20 protein-coding genes are annotated in these 24,239 nt (G+C 60.7%); 15 read left to right on the top strand and 5 right to left on the bottom strand.

Features of this window, described 5'->3' with window-relative positions; translation table 11 throughout:
- Positions 1-113: 113 nt before the first annotated feature.
- A complete protein-coding gene (locus tag BGE01nite_RS22040) occupies positions 114-614 on the bottom strand; it encodes a hypothetical protein (RefSeq protein WP_146853747.1) in 501 nt (166 codons plus the stop codon).
- Positions 615-887: 273 nt separating this feature from the next.
- Positions 888-1,982, bottom strand: a complete 1,095-nt coding sequence (locus BGE01nite_RS22035) for a glycosyltransferase family 4 protein (protein WP_170266972.1) — start codon at positions 1,980-1,982, stop codon at positions 888-890.
- Positions 1,983-2,308: 326 nt separating this feature from the next.
- Between BGE01nite_RS22035 and BGE01nite_RS22030 the strand changes: the two genes are divergently transcribed.
- From BGE01nite_RS22030 to BGE01nite_RS21995, 8 genes are all read left to right on the top strand, one after another.
- Positions 2,309-2,632 (top strand): DUF5684 domain-containing protein, encoded by a 324-nt coding sequence (locus BGE01nite_RS22030; protein ID WP_425485713.1) that lies wholly within the window; start codon positions 2,309-2,311, stop codon positions 2,630-2,632.
- A 306-nt stretch (positions 2,633-2,938) separates the two neighbouring features.
- Positions 2,939-3,610 (top strand): L,D-transpeptidase family protein, encoded by a 672-nt coding sequence (locus BGE01nite_RS22025; RefSeq protein WP_146853743.1) that lies wholly within the window; start codon positions 2,939-2,941, stop codon positions 3,608-3,610.
- Between the two features lie 19 nt (positions 3,611-3,629).
- A complete protein-coding gene (locus BGE01nite_RS22020) occupies positions 3,630-3,833 on the top strand; it encodes a hypothetical protein (protein WP_146853741.1) in 204 nt (67 codons plus the stop codon).
- A 151-nt stretch (positions 3,834-3,984) separates the two neighbouring features.
- A complete protein-coding gene (locus tag BGE01nite_RS22015) occupies positions 3,985-5,574 on the top strand; it encodes a hypothetical protein (protein WP_146853739.1) in 1,590 nt (529 codons plus the stop codon).
- Positions 5,571-6,311 (top strand): phytanoyl-CoA dioxygenase family protein, encoded by a 741-nt coding sequence (locus BGE01nite_RS22010; RefSeq protein ID WP_146853737.1) that lies wholly within the window; start codon positions 5,571-5,573, stop codon positions 6,309-6,311. The genes BGE01nite_RS22015 and BGE01nite_RS22010 overlap by 4 nt, the downstream gene beginning before the upstream one ends.
- 246 nt (positions 6,312-6,557) lie before the next feature.
- Positions 6,558-8,570 carry a hypothetical protein gene (locus BGE01nite_RS22005; protein ID WP_146853735.1) on the top strand — a complete coding sequence of 671 codons (2,013 nt, stop codon included), beginning with the start codon at positions 6,558-6,560 and terminating at the stop codon, positions 8,568-8,570.
- 193 nt (positions 8,571-8,763) lie between these two features.
- Positions 8,764-9,006: a type II toxin-antitoxin system Phd/YefM family antitoxin gene (locus BGE01nite_RS22000; protein ID WP_146853733.1), complete on the top strand. Its 243-nt coding sequence runs from the start codon at positions 8,764-8,766 to the stop codon at positions 9,004-9,006.
- On the top strand, positions 9,003-9,269 hold the full coding sequence (locus tag BGE01nite_RS21995) for a Txe/YoeB family addiction module toxin (protein WP_146853731.1): 267 nt from the start codon (positions 9,003-9,005) through the stop codon (positions 9,267-9,269). Before BGE01nite_RS22000 ends, BGE01nite_RS21995 begins: the two co-directional genes overlap by 4 nt.
- Before the next feature lie 512 nt (positions 9,270-9,781).
- Here BGE01nite_RS21995 and BGE01nite_RS21990 read toward each other — a convergent pair.
- The gene (locus tag BGE01nite_RS21990; RefSeq protein WP_146853729.1) at positions 9,782-11,107 is read right to left on the bottom strand and encodes an ammonium transporter; all 1,326 of its coding nucleotides are present in this window, start codon (positions 11,105-11,107) and stop codon (positions 9,782-9,784) included.
- 494 nt (positions 11,108-11,601) lie between these two features.
- Here BGE01nite_RS21990 and BGE01nite_RS21985 point away from each other — a divergent pair, with 494 nt between their 5' ends.
- The 7 genes from BGE01nite_RS21985 (at position 11,602) to BGE01nite_RS21955 (ending at position 22,832) form a co-directional block, all read left to right on the top strand.
- Positions 11,602-14,604, top strand: coding sequence for a PD-(D/E)XK nuclease family protein (locus tag BGE01nite_RS21985; protein WP_146853727.1), 3,003 nt, complete (start codon positions 11,602-11,604; stop codon positions 14,602-14,604).
- Positions 14,601-14,918 carry a hypothetical protein gene (locus BGE01nite_RS21980; protein ID WP_146853725.1) on the top strand — a complete coding sequence of 106 codons (318 nt, stop codon included), beginning with the start codon at positions 14,601-14,603 and terminating at the stop codon, positions 14,916-14,918. Before BGE01nite_RS21985 ends, BGE01nite_RS21980 begins: the two co-directional genes overlap by 4 nt.
- Positions 14,918-18,253 carry a UvrD-helicase domain-containing protein gene (locus tag BGE01nite_RS21975; protein ID WP_146853723.1) on the top strand — a complete coding sequence of 1,112 codons (3,336 nt, stop codon included), beginning with the start codon at positions 14,918-14,920 and terminating at the stop codon, positions 18,251-18,253. Before BGE01nite_RS21980 ends, BGE01nite_RS21975 begins: the two co-directional genes overlap by 1 nt.
- Before the next feature lie 555 nt (positions 18,254-18,808).
- On the top strand, positions 18,809-19,423 hold the full coding sequence (locus tag BGE01nite_RS21970) for a redox-sensing transcriptional repressor Rex (protein ID WP_146853721.1): 615 nt from the start codon (positions 18,809-18,811) through the stop codon (positions 19,421-19,423).
- Positions 19,424-19,623: 200 nt separating this feature from the next.
- On the top strand, positions 19,624-20,496 hold the full coding sequence (locus BGE01nite_RS21965; protein WP_146853719.1) for a hypothetical protein: 873 nt from the start codon (positions 19,624-19,626) through the stop codon (positions 20,494-20,496).
- A 128-nt stretch (positions 20,497-20,624) separates the two neighbouring features.
- Entirely contained in the window at positions 20,625-21,695 is a 1,071-nt protein-coding gene (gene galE / locus BGE01nite_RS21960; RefSeq protein WP_170266971.1) for a UDP-glucose 4-epimerase GalE, read from the top strand.
- Positions 21,696-21,791: 96 nt separating this feature from the next.
- Positions 21,792-22,832, top strand: a complete 1,041-nt coding sequence (locus BGE01nite_RS21955; protein WP_146853717.1) for a hypothetical protein — start codon at positions 21,792-21,794, stop codon at positions 22,830-22,832.
- Between the two features lie 170 nt (positions 22,833-23,002).
- Here the strand turns inward: BGE01nite_RS21955 and tnpA are convergent, their stop codons facing one another.
- Positions 23,003-23,449: an IS200/IS605 family transposase gene (tnpA, locus tag BGE01nite_RS21950; RefSeq protein WP_146853715.1), complete on the bottom strand. Its 447-nt coding sequence runs from the start codon at positions 23,447-23,449 to the stop codon at positions 23,003-23,005.
- Positions 23,450-23,676: 227 nt separating this feature from the next.
- Complete coding sequence (dtd, locus tag BGE01nite_RS21945; RefSeq protein WP_146853713.1) at positions 23,677-24,129, bottom strand: D-aminoacyl-tRNA deacylase; 453 nt, start codon at positions 24,127-24,129, stop codon at positions 23,677-23,679.
- Positions 24,130-24,239: the final 110 nt, after the last annotated feature.

Raw genomic sequence — 24,239 nt, 5'->3', positions numbered from 1 at the left:
AGTGGGCGGTGGGCGGTGGGCGGACGATGTGAGGTGAGACGAAATAAAAGCGTGTCTGATCCGCCGGTGAATAGCAAGCCTGTGCTCGGTGGATGTGTGAAGCGGGCTGGTGATCAGGGTTTGCGGATCCGTGTCCAATCATGGCTTTGGGATTGCAGTTCAGCGCGCTCCGTGGCGATGCGCTGGCGGAGGTGGAAGCGCATGATGGAGGTCAGCAGGCCTGCCCAGATCATGGCAGCGATATGGGCGATGAGCAGGATCATGGCACCACGCATCATCAGCAAGAACAGGGCGGCCCAGGTGAAGCCATGGGTGTAGTGGGCCACGGTCCCGCCGAGAAGCACGGCCAGCAGTGTCACGGGCACGGCCGTGGAGTCTGCGCACAGGTAGCAGTGGCCGCGCACGCTGATCTCATAGACATGCATGGCCACGTAAAGGCAGGCGATGGCGAGGGCCGGATACAGCGGGAGGCCGGAGGCGGTGAGGTTGAGGAATGGGAGGCTGGGGCTGAGCAGGACGAGCCAGACGATGAAGTAGACGGGCAGCGCGCTCCACATGGCCCGGTCTTCAATCCTTTGCTCCGTGGGACTCTTCTGCCAGGCTTGAAATGACATCGCTTCGCGTACTACAGGCGATCGTTCGGAGTCGGCATCCATGGGGGTGATTGTTCTCAAACGATGCGTCGATGGCAAGCACTCTGTTCATCGGTGGTCCAATGCGCATGGGGGAACCCCTGACGGGGTTCGGGTTTGATTGGCGAGGATTCCCGATTGACCGGGGGTCTCGTGCCTCGACCCCCGGCTATTCATGGAGAACCCCTACGGGGTTCGATGCCGCGAGGTTTCTCCAGGTGATCGCCCTCACATCTCCACAGCGCAGGCGCGAGCCTAACTAACTTTTGAATTATCTTTGGCCGCCAGCTCGAGGACGCGGAGGGTTTCGCGGACGTTGGTGTCGAGGTCGAGAGGTTTGCTACAGGGGACGAGGCGGGAGGCGGGGCGGTCGCGCCAGTGGCGGATGGTTTTGGCGAGGGTGTCGATGTCCGCGGGGTCGGCGAGGGTGTGGCCGTTGAGGCCTTCGTCGATGAGCTCGGAGGCGCCGTTGAAGGCGCTGGTGATGACGGGGAGGCCGCTGGCGAGGGACTCGGCGATGACGTTCGCGCAGGGCTCGTAGATGGGCAGGAAGGTCATGAGGTCGGCCGCGGCGTAGGCGTGCTCCACCTCGCGCATGGGGCCGGCCAGGACGACGTTTGGCGGTGGGCTGGAGAGGTGGCCTTTGCCGACGACGAGCAGTTTGACTTTGGGCTCCTCCTCCTGCCAGCGGCGCATGAGCTTGACCAGGAAGTGAAGGCCTTTGCGCTCCCAGCCTGACCCAACAAACAATAAAACAAAGTCGTCCTCGGCGAAACCGAACTTCGCGCGGGTGGCGGCGCGGTCGCCACGCTGGAAGCGGGCGGGGTCCACGCCATTGCGCACGAGGTGGATGCGCTCGGCCGGGAAGGGGAAGCGGGCCAGGATCTCCCGGCGCACCATGTCTGAGTTCACGATGATGTGGCGCGTGTTCGCGGGATCAAAGGTGCGGGTCTCCAGAGCGCGCATGTTTGAGTGAAAGGCGCCCATGCCGATGAAGGGCCTGCGCCACCAGGAGGCGAAGCGTCTGCGCTGCTCCAGCCAGACGGCGTGCACGCCATCGCCCGCGCGATAGACGTCCTGCCGCACGGTGCGCTCGAGGCTGAAGACGAGGTCGTAGTCCGTGCCCTGCAGCTGGAGGTCCACGTTCCTGGCGAAGACGATGTTGCGCGTGGCGCGGCCTGCTTTGACGGGCACCTCATGCACGGTGACTCCGGCGGCGGCACCCTCCCAGCGCTCGGTGTAGAGATGGATGTCATGCCCGGCCTGCACGAGGGCGCCGAGCAGTCTCTGCAGATAGAGCTCTGCTCCGCCCACGGAGGCGAACTGACGGCGGATGAGGGCGAGCTTCATGAGGGGATGGATGGAACGAAAGGAGTATTTCGAAGGGCGGGCTTCCAAGCCACTGAAATGGCGTAACCGAAAGCTGAAAAGGGAAATTTGGCAATGGGGCGGCTGCTTGCCTGGGCTGGGATTCTTTTCTCTTGCCAGGAGGGCGGCGGCTTTTGCACACTTCTCCCGCATCCGGCCATTCGGGTGAAAGTCAGAGTCAGTGGTCAGTCAACATCTCAACACGTTATCCCATGAGTACTCTCCTCCTCTCTATCCTTCAGTCAGCTTCCTCTTCCGCGGAGCTGGACATGCAAATGCAGCAAGTCGAGGCGCCGTCGCCAATCGCCATGGTCATCGGTCTGGCCTTCATCGTCATCCTCATCGCCGCGCTGTGGAAGGTCTTCACCAAGGCAGGCGAGCCGGGCTGGGCATGCCTGGTGCCTTTTTATAACATCATCGTGCTGCTGAAGATCAGCGGGAAGCCTCTGTGGTGGATCATTCTGTTCATCATTCCGTTTGTGAACTTCATCATCGCCATCCTGGTCAGCATCGGCCTGGCGAAGAGCTTTGGTAAAGGTGCTGGCTTCGGCATCGGGCTGGCTTTGCTGGGCTTCATCTTCTACCCCATTCTGGCTTTCGGCGATGCCCGATACCAGGGGCCGCAGGGCTGATCACGCTCACGTTTGAATGACAGATACACAGGCAGGCAGCGGCCCCGGGTGGTGTCCGCTGCCTGCCTTGTTTTTGGGACGGTGGTCCTATCATCCGGTTTTACAGCTCAGGCAGCTTTTTGAACCGCTGATAAGACGCTAATAGAACGCTAATCCCAAACCATTGAATGCTTGGATATTAGCGTCTTATCAGCGTCACATTAGCGGTTAGAATGCTTCAAGTTACCAGGGAGGGGTTGTGGTTCTTTGATAACTTGGCAATCCGGCATTGTCTCTGCTGAGGTTCTGGCTATCAAAAGCGCTTCCATGTCCGCCTCATCCCGTCTCCCACTCGCTGTCCGGCTTGTCTTCTCCTCGGTTCTGATCACGCTCGGCGTGAGCTGTGTGAACTCGAACCCCTACTACAGCGCCGCGAGCCCGGGGGGTGGCTACTATGTGACGATGTCGCCACCGCGCTGGGAGTTTGCGCCGTTTGGCCTGGTGAAGCGGTCGAAGGCGCCGCCGCCCTCGCCGTATAAGGGCGATGGATCCTTCTGGAAGGGTGATGATGTGGAGGGCAAGCCGCGCATCCATATCAAGATCGAGGAGCAGATGGCTTTTTACTACAAGGGTGACCAGCTGGTGGGCGCGTCCCCGGTGTGCACGGGCAGTGATGAGTTTCCCACGCCGCGTGGCAGTTTCAGTGTGATCCAGAAGGACCAGGATCATGTGTCCTCCATCTACGGCAACTACGTGGACGCGGACATGGCGATCGTGAAGCAGAACATCGACAACCGGAAGGATGCACGGCCTCCGGGCACGAAGTTTGACGCGGCGCGGATGCACTATTTTATGCGAGTGACGGGCGCGGTGGGCATGCATGAAGGTTATCTTCCTGGTTATGCCGACTCTCACGGCTGCATCCGCCTGCCCACGCACATGGCGAAGATCTTCTTTGAGAACACGCCGGGCGGCACGCCGGTGAAGATCACGGATTAATCAGGCTGAATTGACCTGAATGAATCACGACGAAGGGCGGGAGCTGGTGCTTCCGCCCTTTTTGTTAGGTGGATTGGGGTGGATGAGCGTGAGCTGCACGGCTCTCTTTTTGCAGGATGAACAGGATTCGGGATTAACAGGATGGGAGCTGTTTGGGAACGGGGGGATGGGAGAGTTCGCCGGTGATGTTTTTGGTAGAAAGATTAAGGGTAGAAAAATTTGAGTTCATCTGGGTTCTGAAATCTTTCTACCCTTCATTTTTCTACCAAACTTCTGGCTGATGGCCGTCGCTCCCTGGTTCGCGGAAAGAACCAGTTCAGGGGGATTGATCGGGGGAGGGCGCGCAGGGTAGTCTGCGGGGCATCGTCCCTCTGATGAAGCTTTTCCTTCCACTCCTCTTCCTGTGCTCCTGGTGCCTCAGCCGGGCTGCGGAGCCGCTGGTGCTGATGCAGAATCTGGACGGGGATCTTTCGTTTGTGGGGGATACGCCGGAGGAATCGAGGGACAAGCTGCAGAAGCTGGTGGGGGCCATCGCGGACGGGCCGGTGAAGTCGCTGATGTGGTCCATCGGCGCGGGGTCGGATGTTCTTTATTATCAGACAAGGGTGGCCAGCACCTGGGGCTGGCGGTTCACGAAATATAACAAGGACCCGAAGTGGGAGAAGCGGATCGAGCGCTGCCGGATCGCCACGGAGGCGGGGCTGGATGCGCCGCGCATCGTGGGAGAGGTGGCACGGGCGCGCGGGCTGCGGTTTTACCCGTCTTACCGGATGAATGATGCGCACTACTGCAGTGATCCGCTCTACTATCCGCTGACGGGCCGTTTCTGGATGGAGCACCAGGACGCGACTCTCGGCACCACGCCGGTGCAGGGGGCGGAGGTCTACCAGCACCTGCTGAACTATGCGCGTGAGGAGGTGCGGGCGTATCGGCTGGGGGTGATCGTGGAGGCGATGAACCGCTATGCGGACCTCATGGACGGCTTTGAGCTGGATTTTAACCGGTTCCAGGTCTTCTTCCCGCCAGGGCAGGCCGAACCAAATATGCATCTATTGACCGAGATGGTGCAAAAGGCGCGCGAGGAGCTGAACCGCATCTCGAAGGAGCAGAAGCGGCCGATGAAGCTGATCGTGCGTGTGCCGCCTGCGGTGAAGAACTGCACTTGGGCGGGGATTGATCTCGCCACATGGATCAAGGGACATCTGGTGGATGCCATCATCCCGACGCAGGTGATGACGCTGGCGCATGACATGCCGCTGGAGGAGTTTGTGGCGCTGGCGAAGCCGGAGGGTATCGAGGTGATCGGCTCACTGTATGGGCGCAGCGGGTATCACTGGCCGTTTTCAGCGGAGCACACGGAGGCATCTTATATGAAGGAGGTTTCACGCACGCCGGATGCGGCGAAGTTTCTGGGCGCGGCGCTGAACCAGCGGCAGATGGGGGCGAGCGGGCATCAGATCTACAACTATATTTTGCACACGGATCCGCTGACGGTGAAGGCGCTGAGCACGCAGCAGGGGTCGCGACGCTACTGCATCACCACGGCTTATTTCCATGATCACCTGGACACGTATGAATACCGGAAGCAGCTCCCGGCGTTTCTGGGAGTGGACGGGAAGGTCACGCTACGGGTGATGATGGGCGAGAATCCCGCGAAGGCCCATGCCAGGGCCTATCTTCGGCTGGGGCTGAATGGCGCGAACCAAAAGTATGATGATGTGAAGATGACGGTCACCCTCAATGGAGAGACCTTCCATGAAGGCAGCACGGCGGCGCAGATGGTGGTCACGAAGGGGCTGCGGCATGGCATCTCGTGCTCGCCCGCCACGGAGGCCTATGTGCAGTGGCCGGTGAAGGATGCGAGCCTTCTGAAACAAGGCTGGAACACGATCGAGATAAGCCTGCAGGCGGCTTCCCAGCCGCTGGAAGTCGTCGAAACTGAAATCACCCTCTTACCCCCATGAATGTGACTGATTCTGCCCAACTGTTGACGGATTATGAAAAGGACGGCGTCATTCTTGTGCGCCAGTTTTTGACGGCTGACGAGGTGGCCGCGGTGCGCGTGGAGCTGGACCGCTACATCCGCGATGACCTGGCCTCGAAGCCTGCGAATGCGCGCACCTTTGAAAAAGATGAGAAGACGGTGCGCAATCTGTGGCGGCTGGAGGAGCATAACGAATTTTTCCGCCAGATGGGCGAGCGGGAGGACATCCGCTCATTGATCGCGCCGCTGGTGCATGGGGAGCCGGTGCTCATGGGGGTGGAGACCTTTAACAAGCCTGCGCGCATCGGCTCCGGCGTGCCGTATCATCAGGACAACGCTTACTTTTGCCAGGCGCCGCCGGACATGCTGACGGTGTGGATCGCCATTGATGCAGTGACAGAGGCCAACGGGCCGGTGTTCTTTGTCAAAGGCTCGCAGAATGAAGGCATGCAGCCCACGAAGCCCAGCGGAGTGAGAGGGAACAGCATTGGGCTTGCCGAGCCTTCCAGTGTGCCTTTGAGCGAGCAGTTCTGCGGTCTGCTGGCGCCGGGGGATGCGACGATTCACCAGTGTGAGACGATTCATCACAGCGCGCCGAACACGACGGAGTTTTCACGGCTGGGATTGCTGTTTGTGTTTCGTGGGAGTCATACGCAGACGGATGCGGATCTGAAGGCGGCGTATACGGCGGCGGTGACGGCGACTCCGCCGTCGTGAGGTCGTCCTATGGACCGCGGCAGCCCTGCTGCCGCTTTCTCCAGGCCAGCCCTGCTGGCCGCAGCCGACACTCAAAGCCCCAAATGTTTCATTGAGTATCTTCTCCCGGCAGCAGGGCTGCCCAACACTAAAGCGGCAGCAGGCTGCCGCAGTCCATGTCGCTGCCGCGACTTCGGCGTGCTGGGTTGGGCAAAGTTTGAGCAAGGTGCGTCACCCGGTGTTCTTACAGAGGTTCCGCTCTCCCGAATGAAACACACCTTTGTCTCCACTCTTCTTGCGGTTGGTGTTTTGTCTTCGGGTGGTTTTGTGCCGCGGGTGATGGCGGCGGAGGAGAAGCGGATCACGGTGAGTGAGGCGGAGGTCAAGACGGAGGTGGCGGCGGCGCTGGTGTGGCTGGACGCGCTGGGGTATCCTTCGGTGAAGGGGCTGCAGCCGGGGGCGGTGAAGACGAACGGCACGGGCCTGGGCACTTCAGATGCCGATGCCGACCGCTGGCTAACGCAGGCAGGGTTTTTGAAGTCGGGTGATGGCGGCACGCTGGACGTCCTGAATCGCTGGCTGGTGCCGGCTCGGTATCATCTCCAGGACGATCCGCCGGATCTCAAACGCCGGTTTGAGCCGAAGGATCTCGAGTGGCTGGTGATGCGCGAGATGGATCTTGTTCGCGGCTCCGGCGCGGGTGGTTTTGCAGACATGGAGATCCCACGGCCTCCGGTGGCGCTGCGCCTGCTGCTGCTGGCCAGGTACTGCCGTGAGCTGAATGAAGCCGCGCTCTTTTCCAGGGTGGAGGCCAGGCTTCTCGAGCAGGTGAAGCTGAGCAAGGAAGCTGCGGCCAATGCGCCTGCTGAGTGGCCAGCTTTTTACAGGTCTCTGGAGGAGCAAGCCTCTCTTTACATGATCCAGCTCTGCCTGCACTCGCTCACAGATCGTGCGCAGTCGTGGGAGGTCATGAGCGGCAGACTGCGCGCGGTGGCGGAGGCCTGCGCTGACAGGCAGGTGGAGGCCAGCAGGCGTGCCCGACTGCTGGCGGAGCGCATGAGCAGCTATGCCGAGGAGGAAAAGAGCGAGCCGCTGATGGCGATGAATGAGATTCGTGAATTGCCTATCGAAAAGCGTGTCAATGAGCTCATCCGCTGTTTGCGGGCGGCCTCGCGAGATGGGAGTGAAGGCGTGGAAGGTGTCCATGGTGAGCTGGTGAAGCTGGGCCAGCAGGCTGTGCCCGGGCTGATCCGGGCGCTGGCTGACCACCGCCCCAGTCGCACGCCGCCGCTGTTTTCCTGCGCCTCAGGTCCGCAGGCGGACCTGTATGTTTCCAGCATCGCAGATGAGGCGGCCACGCTGCTCCGTGACATCACGGGACACACGTTTGCTGAGAATCAGGATCCCAAAACCGGCATCTATGAGCCGGATGGAGCGGAGCGGGTGATCCGCCAGGACTATGAGATGTGGTGGGCAGATTTTCAGGCGAAGGGCGAGCGTGAATTCCTGATCCAGCAGGTGTCCCTGGCCACGCGGGACATGGAGGCGATGAGCCGGCTGTTGTTGAAGAAGTATCCGCAAGATGCCATCGCGGCGATTGCGACGGGGCTTCCACGCATCAAGGAGCCTTATGTGCGCTCCAACGTGATTCAAAACCTGAGCCTGCAAACGCTGGGGCGCCAGGATGATCCGCGTGTCATCGGCCTCTTGCGCACGGAGATGCTCACCGGCCCCACTCTGTGGTGCCGGGTCTCAGCGGCGGTCAGTCTGCGCAATTACGGGCAATGGCAGCCTGACATCACGGAGGCGATGCTCACCGAGTGGCGTGATCTCGCCAGGAAAAAGGAGTCGTATGAGGATGCGAATGCCGTCGACTCCTTGATCAGCTATCTGACCTTCACGCAGGACGTAAAGGTCATTGAGGCGCTGATGACGGATCTGCGCAGCCGGCCGATCGAGAACCGGCTGGCGTTCATTGATCATGTGGCGGATGCTTATCCTCGCAACCACAGGAACACGGATCTGCCCACGTCTCCGGAGCTGAGGGCGCTGATCGAGAAGAGTCTGGTCAGCCTGCTGGATGATGATGCGGTGAAGCAAGGTGTGTATGGTCCTGGCTTTCTCGACGTGCGTGCCGGTGAGCGCGCGGCCGAGGCGCTGGTGAGACTGCTGCCCGAGGAGTATGCCTTTGATGCGAAAGCGACGGCGAAGGAGAAGGCGGTCGCCATGGGGACGATCAAGTGGAGATGGCTGGAGAAGACGGGGGCGGTGGGGAAGTAGATGATGATCGTTGGTTAGGGAGGGAGTGATGTCTTTAGGCGATCTGGGGAATGTGGTAAGGATGGAGGTCTTGGGAGCTCAGATCGGCTAAAGCCTTGACTCCAACGTGTGCTGGCGCGGGTTTGGTTGGGTGCACGCACAACAGGCTCGGTGCTGTGTTGACAAGGCGCACGCTTTAACGCACGTTTTGACCATGACTTCGCTGCCTGTGACCCAAGCTCGTGCCAAGCTCTACCAGTTAATGGATGAGACGGCAGATTCCCATGAGCCGATTCAGATCACGGGGAAACGTTCCAATGCAGTGCTGGTGTCAGAGGCGGACTGGCGCAGCATTCAGGAGACTCTTTATCTGGTTTCCATCCCCGGCATGCGCGAATCCATCCGCAAGGGCATGGCCGAACCGCTGAGCAAAGCCTCCTCCAAACTCAACTGGTGAGCGCCTGGACGATCGTCTACACGAAGCAGGCGCAGAAGGACGCCAAGAAGGTCGCGTCCTCGAATCTCAAGCCGCAGACCCAGCGTCTGCTTGAGGTCCTCGCGAAGAACCCTTTTCAGAACCCGCCGCCTTACGAGGCGCTTGTGGGTGATCTGGCCGGTGCGTATTCGCGCCGCATCAACATCCAGCATCGCCTGGTGTATCAAGTCTACGAGGCCGAGCGCACCGTGAAAGTGCTGCGCATGTGGACCCATTATGAGTGACGGTGAAGCGGACCATGAATCATTCCTCCACGGTTCTTGATCGCCTCCTGCACGAGGTTCAGCAGTCCGTGTCTTGCGCATCACGCATCGTTGTGACGGCTGCTGGACATGATTTCGTGACCCTGCAGGTCGGAGCAAGCGAGCATGCCTCTGTCTCGATTTCCATTGATGACGAGAGCATTCCCACCTTCTCAGTGACCTCGCCATGGCTCTGTGAGAACGAGCGAGATGTTCAGGAAAGGAGCTCAACTGGAATCCTGTCCGAAGGCGTGGTCTGGATCGTTCGGAAAGTCTTCAGATTTGGCTTCGTGCCGCCTCAAGGCTACAGCAAGGATCATCGCAGCAACACCATGAGGCCGCCTCAAGGGCACGGAAGTCCGTGATGATCATGTTGAAGAGGCAACGGAAAAATGCTGTGAATCCTGTCACTATGTTAATCCTATAGCAAAAAGCCCCGCAGCTTGCTGAGAAGCTGCGGGGCGCATTTTACTTTAAGTTAGGCAAGTCGAGGGTCAGTCGTTGTAAGCGGCCTCGCCGTGCTCGGCGAGGTCGAGGCCCTGGTTCTCCTGCTCTTGAGTGACGCGGAGGTTGACGAAGAGGCCGATGATTTTGATCAGTGCGTAGCTGACGACGCCGGAAAGCACGATGGTGTAGAGGGAGGCCAGTGCCTGCGTCTTCAATTGGGGGAGGATCTCGAAATCGCCCAGGCCGCCGGCGAAGTGGGTGGAGCCGAACACGGCCACGAGGATGGTGCCGACGAAACCGCCCACGCCGTGCACGCCGAAGACGTCCAGCGAGTCATCATAGCGGAAGGTCTTTTTCAGCTTCGCGCAGGCCAGCCAGCAGATGATGGCGGAGGTCGCACCGATGCAAAGCGCGCCGATGGGGCCGACCTTGCCAGCCGCAGGGGTGATGGCCGCGAGTCCGGCGATGGAACCGGTGGCGATGCCGAGCGCGCTGGATTTGCGGATGTGCAGCCACTCGATGGCCATCCACACCACGGAGGCCGTGCAGGCGGAGATGTGCGTGACGATGAGGGTCATGGCGGCGCTGCCATTCGCGGCAAGCTGGCTGCCGGCGTTGAAGCCGAACCAGCCGACCCACAGCATGCCCGCGCCCACCATGGTGAGCGGCAGATTGTGCGGCAGGAACTGCGCGTTCGGGAAGCCATGACGAGGTTTGACGACGATGCAGAGCACCAGCGCGGCGACACCGGCGGTGATGTGCACCACGATGCCGCCCGCGAGGTCAATGACACCTGTGAGACCGAAGAACGCGCCGGCCTTGTGCCACACTCCGTAGCAGCAGGGCACATACACGAGCAGGCTCCAGAGGACGCTGAAAGCCATGATGGCGCTGAACTTCATGCGCTCCGCAAAAGCACCGATGAACAAGCCTGGGGTGATGAGGAAAAACATCATTTGGTAGGCGAAGTGCAGCAACTCCGGGATCGTGGGGCAGTCTGAGCGCACGGACGTGGTGGTCACGCCATTGAGGAACATCTTTTGGAAGCTGCCGATGAAGCTGCCACCATCGCTGAAGGAGAGCGAGTAGCCGCAGACGAGCCACACGAGGCTGAGCACGGCGGTGAGCGCGAAGCACTGCATGAAGATGGAGAGCACATTTCGTGAGCGCACCAGGCCCGCATAAAACAGCGCCAGTCCTGGGATCATCATGAACAGCACGAGCGCGGTGGAGGTGAGCAGCCAGGCGGTGTCGCCGGCATTGATGGTGCTGGCATCCGCAGCAGATGCTGGCAGCGCGCTGGCGAGTAGCGTGAGCAGGATGGATAAACGGAGGCGCGGGCTCGGAGCTCTGAGGGTCGGGAGTCGGGTCATGGTGGGCGGGAGGGAAACCCGTGTGCTTAGCAGATGAGCCGATTATCCGACCAGTCCGATTTGGATGAAATGTCCTCATCTAAAATGCAGAAAATCCAGAGGGGGATTGATGGGGGGATGGCGAAGCTGCCATTTCACTCTGTGGGATGAGCGGATCTAGGGGCATGCGAAATCGCGGAGCGTCCCGGAGTGCGGTGGCAGAGATGCACGGGCCACCGTGCATCGTCGACACCGCTCTCGTGCGCATGTGACGCCATTTAAATGAGAGGATGTTTTCTGCGCAGACAGCGGTGTCGCGCCTGAGCGCTTCCCACCGCACTCCACGACGCTTCGCGATGTTCCCGATCACGGAGTGAGAGCGTTGCTTTGTTTTGATCAAGCTCCGCAGCCCCGGACGGACTAAAGTCCGTGCTCCAAACTAGAGCAAAAAGACTCGCGCAGCCTTTCAAACCCGGCCTACTCTCGGCGGCACACGTTTCCTCTGATCCGCACCTATGCCGCGCCCCTCCCGAAAGGCTTTTGATGACCACCCGGACCTCTTTGCGAGCGCGGTGGCTCCTGCCGGGGGGCTGAAGCGGCGATTCCTGGGGTGGGAGAGGCCGCTGGTGCAGTCGGTGGTGGCGCATCTGGCGGCGGACTGGCAGGGCAGCGGGGCGCTGGATGTGAGTGACTGGCTGATCGTGGTGCCCACGCGACATGCGGGGCGTCGTCTGCGCGAGGCCCTGGCGGTGCATGCAGCGACCGGGGATGCGGCGGTGCTGCCGCCGATGACGGTGACGCCGGACTTCCTGACCTCTCCGGATCGCATGGAGAACACGCAGGTGGCGGGGAAGATCGAAACGCTTCTCCTTTGGGCTTCCCAGCTGCTCAAACTGGACCTGGAGGAGTATCGGAATCTTTTCCCGGTCGATCCTGTTGAACGCAATTTTGGTTGGGCGCTGAAGATGACGGGCGACCTGCTGCAGGTGCGCGAGAACTTGAATGAGAACGGCCTCAGCCTTGGCGATGTGGCGCGCATGCTCGCCAGTTCCGAGATGGAGCCGGAACGCTGGGCGGATCTCGGTCGGCTGGAGCAGCGCTGTCTGCGCGCGGCGGGTGATGAAGGTTACACGGACTGGCAGGTGGCGCGGCGCAAAGCGGCTGCGGAAGGTGTGCTGCCAGCCACGGTGAAGCGCATCCTCGTCGCGGGTGTGCTGGATCCGTCCGCGCTCGCCATCACGGCGCTGGAGCGTCATTCGCGCAGCCTGCCGGTGGAGGTTCTGGTCTTCGCGCCACAGGACACGCATGGGCACTGCTTTGATTTATGGGGAAGGCCCATCGTCGAAAGCTGGCTGCAGCGTCCCATCTACATTCCGAATCCGGAGAGCACGATTCATCAGGGGGGCACGCCGGCGGAGCAGGCGGTGCTCACGACGGAGCTTCTGGCACCCTATGGTCCCCGACCTGGTACCATCGCATCCCTCGGCGTGGCAGACACGGAGGTCGTGGCGCCCTTGGTGAAGACCTTGGATGAGAAAGACATCGGCGCGTATGACCCTGCGGGCCGCCCGATGAGCACGCACGGTGTGTTTCATCTGCTGCGCCTGCTCAGCCGGCTCTGCGGCACGCGCTCCTTTGCGGTTGCGGCGGAATTGGTTAGGTGTCCGGATGTGGCGGACACGATCCTGAGCATTGCGAAAGAGCAGGGCATCAGCAGTCATCTCACCACGCTTTTGCGGGAGCTGGATGACCTCGCGGCGGAAGCGCTGCCGGACACGCTGGATGATGCCATCGAGCTCGCGCCACGTGTGCTGAAGTCCAAGGAGCAGAGCCCCGTGCTTGTGGGCTTTCAGTGGCTCGCGAGAGCTTTGAAGGCGCTGGAGGGAGACAACTTCGGCACGGCGCTCACGCGGTTCCTCGCGGATGTGTTTGCCGCACGGCCCTTCAGGCTCGATATCCCGCAAGATGCGGTGTTTGCGGAGATCGCGAACCAGATCGCCGAGGTGCTGGATGTGCTGGAGAGCCCTGTGGCTGAGCTGCCGAAGGAAACACTCACGGCGGCGGGCCGGCTGGAACTGCTGCTGCGCATGCTGGAGGAGCAGATGTATTACCCCGAGCGCACGGAGCGCGACATCGACCTGCAAGGCTGGCTGGAGCTGCTCTGGGAAGATGCCGCGCATCTCATCGTCACCGGCCTGAATGATGGCAAGGTCCCTGAGTCCATCATGGCGCATCAGTTCCTGCCAGACAGCGTGCGGCGCGTGCTGGGTTTGCGGAACAATGACACACGCTTTGCCCGTGATGCCTGCCTCATGACCAGCATCATCCAGCTGCGCGAGCGCACCGGTGGAAGGGTGGATTTCATCTTTGGCCGCACGGGTGCTGCTGACGAGCCGCTGCGCCCTTCGCGCCTGCTTTTCCAATGTGCGGACGAGGAGCTGCCGGCGCGCACGCTGCAGTTCTTCCAGAAGCCGGAGACACTCTCCGAGCCCATGCCCTGGCAGCTCGCCTGGCGTTTGCAGCCACCGCCGCTGGAGGATGATGCGGGCGTCTTCCAGAAGCTCAGCGTCACGCAGTTCCGCGACTACCTGACCTGCCCTTTCCGCTTCTACCTGAAGCATGGACTGCGGATGCGGGAGGTGGATGTGGGCAGCACGGAGATGGATGCCATGGAGTTCGGCAGCCTCATGCATCATGTGCTGGAGAAATTTGCCAAGGAAAGCCCCGCCGCCACCTCCGAAGATCCGCATGTGATCCGCGCGGAGTTTAACCAACTGTTAGATTCGCGTCTCTACGCCACCTTTGGGCAGCGGCTGACCGTGCCGGTCATGATCCAGAGCGAGGCTGCGCGCATGCGCCTCTCCTGGTGGGCGGAGAAGGAGGCCGAGGAACGCGCCAAAGGCTGGCGCATCGTCACGGCTGAAACTCCGCTGAGCCCGGAGGCTGATCCGTGGAAGATCTCCGACATGATCGTGAGTGGTGTGGTGGACCGCGTGGAGCGCCACGAGGAGCACGGCATCCGCCTCATCGACTTCAAGACGCACTCGCCAAGCACGGCTCTGGGAGGCGATCGCAAGCATGTGGAGGAGTATCATCTGGCGCGAATCAAGCGTACCGAGAGCGAGGAGGATTTTCCGCCCTGGATGCTCACGCAAAACAGCCTGGGCGAGACCGTGCGCTGGACGAATTTGCAGCTTCCGCTCTATCGCCTCGCCATGGAGCGGCATCATGCCGGCGAGAAGATCCACACCGCCTATGCGAACCTCGGCAAGACCAAGGCCGATGTCTCGCTGGACTCTTGGTTAGACCTGGAAGGACGTCTGCTGGAGAGCGCGCGCACCTGCGCGGACGGCATCGTTACCTCCATCCGCGGGCGCGCTTTCTGGCCGCCGACGGAGAAGCTGACCTATGGCGATGACTTCGGTCATCTCTTCTTCGGCGATCCGCAGATGGCGGTGGATCCGAGTTTGATCAGCAGCACCACGAGGGAGGAGGCCTCTGCATCCCCAGTCGTATGAGCACTCTCTCCGCCATTTTTTGGTTTGTGGTCCTACCTCTGATCGTGGTGAGCATCGCCTGCACGATTGACACGTGGAGACATCGTGCCCCTGCGTGGAGAAACACCTTCATCGGTGGATTGGTCTCTTTGCTTGCCTACGGGTATGTTGATGTCGACATGGTTGAGCATCATCCGCATTTCCCGCGCATCTTCTATTGGTTGCCCGGGCTTGCGCTTGGCTGGCTTGCCGCGCTTCTATCTCTCTTCACGGTGTGGCTTCATCGCAAACTCACACCTGAGCAAACCAGTCCGGAGGAGGCCTCGAAACCCTGATGCAAACCGGATCTAGCACTCTCTCCGCCATTCCCAGCGAGATGATCCTGGCCTCCGCAGGCTCGGGGAAGACGTGGCAGCTTACGAACCGCTACATCGCGCTCATGGGGCAGCAGTTGCTCTCGGGAAAAGAGGTGACGCCGGAGCGCATCGTGGCCGTGACCTTCACGCGGAAGGCGGCGGGGGAGTTCTTTGACTCGATCCTGGTCAAGCTGGCGAAGGCCTCGTCTAACGAGAAGTTTGCCAAAGGTCTGGCTGGTGATGAAACGGTGGATCCAGAAGTGCTGAATGATCCGCTGCGGACGGTGCTGAGCGCGCTGAGGCCGGAGGATTTCCGCGTGCTGCTGCGCTGCTTTATCAGCCGCATGCCGCGCCTGTTTCTCGGCACGCTGGACAGCTTTTTCTCCTCCATCCTGCGCACCTTTCCGGCGGAGTTTGGACTGGCCGGTGACTTTGAAATCCTCAGCGAGCATCAGGGCATGGTGCAGCGTGAGGAGGTGTATCGGCGTGTGTTCCAGCGCTCACTGCCAGGCCTGAAGGCGCAAAGCGAGGGGCTGGATGCGCAGCGTGATTTCCTGGAGGCCTTCCGCCGCGCGACCTTTGGCAAGGAGGAGTCTGGCATCCGCTATGTGCTGGACCAGTTTGTGGAGAACCAGCATGGCATCCTGCTGCATGCGGCTCGGCAGGAACTGTGGGGTGATCCGAAAGTGATCTGGCCGGAGGGTTGTTTGTGGATGGGCGAGAAGATCGAACTCGAAAAGGAGTTTGCGCAGCTCTTTGCCTACTTTGAAGCGGAGAAGGTGCATGAGGACTCCATGGTGTTCTGGGAGGAGTTTCGTGAACAAGCTCTTGGTTATGTCCCGGGCGGTGCGCTGCCCTCGCGCGTGAAGTTTTTCCTCGGCAAGGCGCTGGAGGTCTGGCCGGCGATCGAGCTGAAGCGCTGCACGCTGACGGTGAACCGGCAGAAGCAGAATCTGGAAGGCCGGACCTGTGATGTCTTCAAGTCGATCATCCAGCACATCGTGGGCGCGGAGATCCTGATGCGCCTGGAGCGCACGCAGGGCACGTGGAGTGTGCTGAATCTCTTCGAGCAGAGCTGGTCCCAGCAGGTGCGGCGGCGTGGCAGGCTGACTTTTCAGGACATGGAGCTGATCCTGGCCGGGCATGAGTTTGCCAAGAACATGCCGCGCCCCATCCTCACGCAGATGCCGGGAATGGATGAGCGGCTGCGCATCGACTACCGTCTGGATGCGCGCTATGACCACTGGCTGCTGGATGAGTTTCAGGACACGAACTACACGCAGTGGTCGGTGATTGAGAACCTCATCGATGAAGCCATCCAGGACACATCTGATGAGCGCACGCTCTTCCAAGTGGGGGATGTGAAGCAGGCGATCTATGCCTGGCGCGGGGGTGACACGCGCTTGTTTGAGGACATCGCCACGCGCTACAACTCCGGCGCGGACACACGCCTGAAGCAGCGTCCGCTGAACGTCTCCTGGCGCTCCGGGCATGATGTGATCGACATGGTGAACCGTCTCTTTGGTGACACGCAGGCTTTGACGGAACTGGGGCTGCCCGAGGTGACGCTGAAACGCTGGCCCTGGCAGGATCATCAGGTGGCGGGCATTCATGAAAGCATGCCTGGTTATGCCGCGCTGCTGCATCCCGAGCCTTCCGGTGAGAAGGACAAGGTCACGGATGAGGATCGCTTCCAACTCGTGGCTGGTGTGCTGGAGGAGATCCAGCCAGTGCAGCGCGGCCTGAGCTGCGCCATCCTGGTTCAGTCTAACAAAACAGCTCGCGAGCTGGTGGACTACCTGCGCGCTCATTCGGAATCACGCATCCCGGTCATGTGCGAGTCCGAGATCTCCGTGGCCACGGACAATCCCGTGACGCTCTCCCTGCTGAGCCTGCTAAAATGCTCCGCGCATCCGGCGGACAGCATGGCCTGGCAGCATCTGTGCATGACTCCTTTCAAGGCCGTGTTTGAGCGCCTGGAGATCGTGCAGGCCAAACTGGTCTCGATGGTGCTGCGCGAGGTCTTTGAGCAAGGGTTTGAGACCACGCTGCGCCACTGGCTGCATGAGCTGCAGAGGTCCGAGGTGGTGCTGGATGCCTTCAGCCAGCGCCGCGTGGAGGACTTCATGCTCGCCGCGCGCCTCTTTGATCAAGGGGCAAGTCGTGACATCGATGAATTCCTCATCTATGCCGAGAGCTACACCATGCGCGAGCCGGACACGCGCCATGCCGTGCAGGTGATGACGGTGCACAAGTCCAAAGGCCTAACCTTTGATTGTGTGATCCTGCCGGATCTGGATGGTGGCTCCATGACGAATGTGCGTCGTGGCATCGGTGTGAAGCAGGGGGAGAAGCGCATCGTCCAGTGGGTCTTTGACCTGCCGACGAAGGACATTGTGAAGGTGGATCCCGTGCTGGCGGAATACAACGCCGAGCGCGAGGCCGAGGCCGCCTATGAGGAGCTGTGCAAATACTACGTGGCGCTCACCCGTGCGAAGCATGCGAACTACCTCATCGGCGCGCCACGCCCGAAGAAGTCCACGACGATGAACTTTCCGAAGCTGCTCGAGATCACTCTCGCCGATCCGGACACGGAGCCGCTGGATGACCGCTTCGGCGGTGTGCCCGCGAAGATCGTTTTCCAGAGCGAGCAGCCGACCACGGATCGGCAGTGGTTTGAAGCGGTGGGCACGAAGATCGTGCCGGAGGTGATCGCGAAAGAGGTGGTGTCCGTTTCTGCGGAGCCACGTCTGCGTCCGAGTCGCCGGACACCGAGCGGGTCTGAGACCAGCACGGTGACCGCGCAGCAGCTCTTCTCCCGCACGGGTCGCTTTGCGCGCTCGTATGGCACGCTGGTGCATGCCTTCTTTGAGCAGATCGAGTGGCTGGACGAGATGACCGAGGAGCAGCTTCAGCAACTTTGGTTAGCCGTGCCCTGCCTGGATGAAGGGGTGCGCGAAAAGGCCCTGGAGGAGGTGCGGCGATGCCTCGCCGATCCAGCGGCACGCGCTGCGCTCAGCCGCCCTTCCGCCGAGGCGCTGTGCTGGCGTGAGAAGCGCTTTGAGATCCTGCTGAAAGGCGAGTGGCTCTCCGGCACCTTTGACCGCGTGATGGTGGAGCCTGATCGCGCCACGATCCTGGACTTTAAGACCGACAAGGTGGAGTCTGAGGAAGCCTTCCGCGCCCGCGTCGAAGGTTATCGCCCGCAGTTGATGACGTATCGCGAGGTGCTTTCTCGCATGACGTGTTTGCCGACCTCCGCCATTCATTGCCGGTTGCTGTTCACGCATCGGTGTGAGGTGGTGGAGTTGTAGGGGGGGGACGGTTCTCGGTTCGCGGTTCTTGGTTTGATAGGGAGAGCAAAGTTGGCTGGGCGAGCCGGAGGCTCGAGAGAGATTAGCCGGTGGTGAAATGAGCGTTAGCGAATGGGAACCACCGGATAGGAGCGCGACATCGTCCCGCTAGCCCCCGCGCACCGGCAGGTGCGCGAGAAGCGGGCGATTTCACCCATGGCCATGCATTCGTTGGCTTCTCGCGCCGCCTCCGGGGCGCGGGGATGGCCTTGGGGTGATGGATGGATGTGATCCGGTGGTTCTCGCTGGACCGCTCCGCGGTTTCGCTTCACCACCGGCTAATAGCTTGCGAGCCTCCGGCTCGCGATTCCCCCTGGCACATTGTCTAGTTTTGAAAGAACCCCACCTCCACGGTGTTAATCATGGTTAGAACTCCGTGGGATTGGGTGAGAACGGGCATGCTTGAGGCGGCCTTTTTGAACAGGCTCGCAGGCGGGAGAGTCTAGAGCTCTAATGAACACCTTCGGGCGTGCGTCGACTTATTGACAATCGTCAAAAGTAGGTGAATTTTCACAAGTGGCACGAATAGACATCCCCCGCAAATCGATCTACCGCCTCTCGATCTACCAGCGCTGTCTGGGCAAGCTTCGAGAGAATGATGTCGATACTGTTTCATCCGAGGCTCTCGCGAAGGCCGCCGGGGTGAAGTCCACGCAGTTGCGCAAGGATCTGGCTTACTTCGGGCAGTTCGGCACGCGCGGGCTGGGCTACAGCGTGGATGTGCTGAGCAACACGATCGCCGAGGTGCTGGGGCAGAATCACCTGCAGCCGGTCATTCTGGTCGGCGTGGGTAACCTTGGTTCCGCGCTTCTGCGCTACGGTGGCTTCCGCAAGGAGGGTTTCGATGTGGTCGCGGCCTTTGACATCGCGCCGCGTGGTCAGGCAGCGCTGAAGATCCCTATCTTAAATCTCACGGAGATGACCCGTTTCATCCGGGAAAACCAGGTGAAGATGGCCATCCTCACGGTGCCTGCCAGCGGTGCGCAGGCCGTGACGAACCAGATGGTGGAGTCTGGCATCCAGGCGATCCTGAATTTCTCACCGACGGTTCTGGATGTGCCCGAGCATGTGGTGGTGAACAGCGTGGACCTGGCGGTGGAGCTGGAGAATCTGAGCTACTTCATTCGGTGATTTGGCTGGGAGTGGTGGTGTGGTGGGGATAATTTGTGTCCGGAGGTGGGGTGTGGACTTTGGAGGATGGTCAAAAAGTGACCACGATCCTGGTTTGGCGAGGTTGGATTGAACCTTTTGGGTTCCCCTGGCGGGTGGTTTGTAGTGTTTTGCGCGACCCACCCATGACATTACACCGTTATCTCTCCCGAATGGCTGGCTTGGCTTTCGTCCTTGCCGGCTCGGCTTTCGCCCAGCAGTCCTCCGAGCTTCCTGATGCCGCCACCTACACGCTGGATCCCATCGTGGTGATCGGCCGGCCGGGCTGGCTGGAGGAGGAAAACCTGGTGGGCGAGTATAAGCGCCCGGAGTGGACCACGCGCCGCCGCTTTGGCACGACGCGTGTGTATGTGCAGTATGAGCCCTGGGAAGTGGCGGTGGAGCAGTGGTGGCGTGTCCGCACCTACAATGACGGTCATCCCAAGCATCTCTTCATGGAGGAGCTGGCCATCGGTCTCCCTCACCGCATGCAGCTCGACATCTACTATGACTGGGCGCATGAGAGCAGCCGCACGGTGAACAAGGACGTGGCGGTCGAGCTCCGCTGGGCGCTGGCTGACTGGGATGTGATCCCGCTGAACCCGACGCTCTACATCGAATACAAAGCCACCGATGGAAACTACGGCAGCGATGTGTGGGAGGCGAAGATCCTGCTGGGTGACGACATCACTCCACGCCTGCACTGGGCCTTTAACGCGGTGTATGAGCGCGAGGTCTCGCGCGGCCGTGCCAACGAGTTCGCTCTCACCCAGGGCATCAGCTACACGATCATCGACCAGGTCCTCTCCGCCGGTCTGGAAATGCAATACAAGTATGAAAACGAGCAGGGCGAGCGCCAGAATGGTGTGCGCAAGTTTCAGATCGGGCCGTCCGTCCAGATCAATCCGAACCGGAACTCCTGGATCAACCTGGTGTGCCTCTTCGGCTGCAACCATGAGTCTCCGGCTGTGGAGGGCTTTGTCGTGATCGGTCACAACTTTGGCCGTGCGGCCGGTGGTCGCTCTCTGAGCCGTCCCACGGCGGCCCCGCGCTGATTCGGTTTAGAAACCTTTGCTTCATCTCTTCAGCAGCCCGCCGGATCTGGCGGGCTGTTTTTTTTTGACGCACGAAAGCTTCTGATCCGCAGTTTGCCAAAACCCATCTTCCCGCGCTATCGGTGGGGATGGCATTGGCATCCAAAGGCACTCTTCTCGTCACAGGCGGCGCAGGTTACATCGGCTCCCACACGGTCCGGCATTTGCTGGAGCAGGGGGAGAAGGTGGTGGTGCTGGACAGCCTGGTGTTTGGGCATCGTGAGGCGCTGCCGCTGGATCGCGTGACGCTGGTGGAAGGGGACATGTCTGACGCCGCGCTGCTGGATAAGCTCTTCACCGAGCACAAGCCGGAGGCGGTGCTGCACTTCGCGGCGTTTGCGTATGTGGGCGAGTCGGTGACGGATCCGCTGAAGTATTACCGGAACAATCTCTCTGCCTCCATCTCGGTGCTGGAGGCGATGCAGCGCCATGGCTGCAAGCAGTTCATCTTTTCCTCCACCTGCGCCACGTATGGGAATCCGGTCTTCGTGCCGATGAACGAGGCGCATCCGCAGGCGCCGGTGAATCCTTACGGAGCCTCGAAATGGATGCTGGAGCGTGTGCTGCGTGACTGTGATCATGCCTGGGGTTTGAGGTCTGTTTTTCTGCGCTACTTCAATGCGAGCGGCAGTGATCCGCTGGGCGAGATTGGCGAAGATCATGATCCGGAAACGCACCTCATCCCGCGCATCCTCATGGCGGCCACGGGCGAGATCCCGGAGATCAATGTTTTTGGCACGGACTACCCGACGCCGGACGGCACGTGCATCCGTGACTACATCCATGTCTGTGATCTGGCGAGCGCGCACGCGAAGGCGCTGGACTACCTGCGCGGTGGTGGCGAGACCACGCCGGTGAACCTCGGCACGGGCCGTGGATTCAGCGTGAAGGAGATCCTGCAGACGGCGGAGGCGGTGACGGGGAAGACCCTTCCTGTCACCTATGGTCCGCGCCGTGCCGGTGATCCGCCGGAGCTCATTTGTGATCCTGCGAAGGCGCGCGCGGTGCTGGGCTGGGAAGCGCAATACAAAGACCCGCGTGCGCATCTGGAGCATGCCTGGAAATGGATGACCGGGCCGCGTCAGGGAAAGTATAAGAATGCTCCGGTGGAAGCACCTGCCGAAGCCCCGGCGAGCGATGTGGAAACCGTGAAGGACTGAAAGTTTTCACAATCTTTCTACCCTTAATACTTCAACCCAACATTCATTGCTCTCTGCGCTCGACACAGCGCCGGATGTGCGAATCATGGAGCGTCCATGTCCGCCGTCATCGCCACGTTTACCTTTTGGTTGGGCTTTGCGCCCTTTGCCCCTGAGCACTGGGGTGTGCTGGCGTTTCTGGTGATCGCCGTGGCAGGTGGGGTTTGGTATTTTCAGGATCAGAAGATCAAGGCGCTGATGCAGCGGCATGTGGATCAGAGTGCTGCGGATGCGCAGGCTCATGCGGCGGAACTTCAAGCGCAGAGGGATCTGGCGGCGGCTCAGGCAGCTGCGGCGCAGCAGAGGTCCGATGAAGCGGCCGCTGTGGCAAGGCAGAAGTATGATGAGGCGGCTGCGGCGTATCATCACCTCGCGGCGCAGTTTCAGGAGGTCATCGCCACGGCTAAGCAGCGGGAGCAGGAGGATGCGCAGCGCATGGCGGCGCTGACGGTGGAGCTGAATGCCATGCGGCAGGTCGCGGCGCAGCTTCAGCCTACCCAAATGCGTGTCAAAGACCTGGAGGCCGCCTTGATGTCCGAGCGCGGACGTGTGGGGGCTTTGGAGACCGCGCTGGAGGTGTCCACAAAACGCGGGTGTGATTTTGAAACGCGTCTGGAGCAGACGCATCGCAGCCTGACGGAGGTGCGGCAAAGCTCTGAAGTGCGCGAGCGCGAGCTGCAAGCGAGCCTGGCGAAGCTGGAGCAGACGGTGCGTGAGAATGAATCGCTCGTGAGCACGGCGGAAAGCCAGATCAGTCAGGCGAACGAGACGCTGAGTTCCTACAAGCAGCAGGCGGAGACACGCATCGCGAATCTGCAGCGCCAGCTCGCGGCGGCGGAGGCGAAGTCAGCGCTGGTGCAGAAGGAGTTCATGAGCGCGGTGGGTGTGCTGCCGGACAAGCCTGCGCCTTCGATGCGCAGTGGTAGCAGTGCTTCTGCGGCGGGTGGGGATGGTAAACGGATTGCCGAGCTGGAGGCGAAGATCACGCAGATCGAGGCGGATGCGCGGAAGAAGTCGCGCGAGGACGGGTATAAGATCGCGGAGCTGGAGTTCCGGTTGAGTGAGGCGCAGGAGGCGCTGGGGAAGGGGAAGGCCTAAGCCCTAACCACAAGATGGCATCTCGAGACGATGCCTTTCGCTTGGAGAACCACGGAGTGGTTCCCATTGAATAGCCAGGGGTGACTGGAGGGAACCCCTGGTAGAACGCAATCAACACATCACCCAATATCAATCCCGTAGGGATTGCCCAATGCGCGAATGATCCTGCTTCACGGCAGATAATCGGGCTGCCATTCCAATCCCACCGTGCGCACCATCCTCTGCAACTCTTGCACATAACTCTCCCTGGCATGATGCTGCTCCTGTCCCTTGATGTATTCAATCAAGGCGGGTCTCGCATCGGCTGATAGAGCGAAGGCTCCATAACCTTCCTGCCAGTAATCGAAAGCGGGAAACACATGCTGACCTTTGATCCAAGATGATGACGCGGTCTTGATCTCCTTGACCAGATTGGCCAGCGCGATGGTGGGGTGCAGAGATGTCAGAAGGTGGAGGTGGTCCTCGACACCGCCGATGCGGTAAACGTGACAGTCGCGTTCCTCGGCGATACCCCAGATGAGTCGGTAGAGATCATCACGGCGAGGCTTGTCCAGGGCTGGAATGCGGTTCTTGGTGCCAAAGACGATGTGGTAGGTGATGTCCGTGTAGGTCGGCATGGTGAGGAGAAAATGGAGACGCGGTGAGGATGGGGCAACTCCTACGGAGTTGATTTTCAGAAGTGTCTTCAACGCGATTGACCAGGGGTTCCGCGCGCTTACGCTTGCTGCACCCCTGGCTATTCATGGTGAACCACTCCGTGGTTCGAGGCAGAGACTATGCTGTAATTGTTAGGTGGTGATGCGTGCGCGCTGCCGCGACTTTCGAGTGCCCCTTTCGCATTGCGTTACTCTTTGTTACGCGAGTCCATCCAGATGGTGACGGGGCCGTCGTTGATGAGGGCGACTTGCATGTCGGCGCCGAAGGTGCCGCGGGGGACGGGGGCGCCGAGTTCTTTTTCCAGGGCGGCCATGAAGTGCTCATAGAGCTGGATGGCATGGTCCGGGCGCGCGGCGCGGGTGAAGCCGGGGCGGTTGCCTTTTTTCGTGCTGGCATGGAGGGTGAACTGGCTGACGACGAGCACGCTGCCGTTCACGTCTTTGACGCTGAGGTTCATCTTGCCATCGGCATCACTGAAGATGCGCATTTGGGAGATCTTTCCGGCGAGCCAGTCGGCGTCTTCGGTGGTGTCCACATCTTCCACTCCGAGCAGGACGACGAGGCCGTGCGGGATGCTGCCGGTGACCTCTCCGGCGATGGTGACGGAGGCTTGTTTGGAACGTTGGATGAGGGCGCGCATGAGGGGGATGTGGGGGAGTTTGAACCACGAATGGACACGAATGAACACGAATGAACACGAATGAACACGAATGAACACGAATGAACACGAATGAACACGAATGAACACGA

Source organism: Prosthecobacter gellanilyticus, from assembly GCF_007992435.1.
GTDB lineage: Bacteria > Verrucomicrobiota > Verrucomicrobiia > Verrucomicrobiales > Verrucomicrobiaceae > Prosthecobacter > Prosthecobacter gellanilyticus.
Note: the sequence above shows the minus strand (reverse complement) of the source record. Positions and strands in the feature narration are given on the sequence as shown.

Excerpts from the sequence above, each read along its gene's own strand:
- BGE01nite_RS22005 (WP_146853735.1), top strand. The coding sequence starts at position 6,558 with ATGAAACACACCTTTGTCTCCACTCTTCTTGCGGTTGGTGTTTTGTCT.
- BGE01nite_RS22010 (WP_146853737.1), top strand. The coding sequence starts at position 5,571 with ATGAATGTGACTGATTCTGCCCAACTGTTGACGGATTATGAAAAGGAC.
- BGE01nite_RS21990 (WP_146853729.1), bottom strand. The coding sequence starts at position 11,107 with ATGACCCGACTCCCGACCCTCAGAGCTCCGAGCCCGCGCCTCCGTTTA.
- BGE01nite_RS22015 (WP_146853739.1), top strand. The coding sequence starts at position 3,985 with ATGAAGCTTTTCCTTCCACTCCTCTTCCTGTGCTCCTGGTGCCTCAGC.
- galE (WP_170266971.1), top strand. The coding sequence starts at position 20,625 with ATGGCATTGGCATCCAAAGGCACTCTTCTCGTCACAGGCGGCGCAGGT.
- BGE01nite_RS22040 (WP_146853747.1), bottom strand. The coding sequence starts at position 614 with ATGTCATTTCAAGCCTGGCAGAAGAGTCCCACGGAGCAAAGGATTGAA.
- BGE01nite_RS22020 (WP_146853741.1), top strand. The coding sequence starts at position 3,630 with ATGAATCACGACGAAGGGCGGGAGCTGGTGCTTCCGCCCTTTTTGTTA.
- BGE01nite_RS22000 (WP_146853733.1), top strand. The coding sequence starts at position 8,764 with ATGACTTCGCTGCCTGTGACCCAAGCTCGTGCCAAGCTCTACCAGTTA.
- dtd (WP_146853713.1), bottom strand. The coding sequence starts at position 24,129 with ATGCGCGCCCTCATCCAACGTTCCAAACAAGCCTCCGTCACCATCGCC.
- BGE01nite_RS22025 (WP_146853743.1), top strand. The coding sequence starts at position 2,939 with ATGTCCGCCTCATCCCGTCTCCCACTCGCTGTCCGGCTTGTCTTCTCC.
- tnpA (WP_146853715.1), bottom strand. The coding sequence starts at position 23,449 with ATGCCGACCTACACGGACATCACCTACCACATCGTCTTTGGCACCAAG.
- BGE01nite_RS21980 (WP_146853725.1), top strand. The coding sequence starts at position 14,601 with ATGAGCACTCTCTCCGCCATTTTTTGGTTTGTGGTCCTACCTCTGATC.
- BGE01nite_RS22030 (WP_425485713.1), top strand. The coding sequence starts at position 2,309 with ATGGTCATCGGTCTGGCCTTCATCGTCATCCTCATCGCCGCGCTGTGG.
- BGE01nite_RS22035 (WP_170266972.1), bottom strand. The coding sequence starts at position 1,982 with ATGAAGCTCGCCCTCATCCGCCGTCAGTTCGCCTCCGTGGGCGGAGCA.
- BGE01nite_RS21955 (WP_146853717.1), top strand. The coding sequence starts at position 21,792 with ATGTCCGCCGTCATCGCCACGTTTACCTTTTGGTTGGGCTTTGCGCCC.
- BGE01nite_RS21985 (WP_146853727.1), top strand. The coding sequence starts at position 11,602 with ATGCCGCGCCCCTCCCGAAAGGCTTTTGATGACCACCCGGACCTCTTT.
- BGE01nite_RS21975 (WP_146853723.1), top strand. The coding sequence starts at position 14,918 with ATGCAAACCGGATCTAGCACTCTCTCCGCCATTCCCAGCGAGATGATC.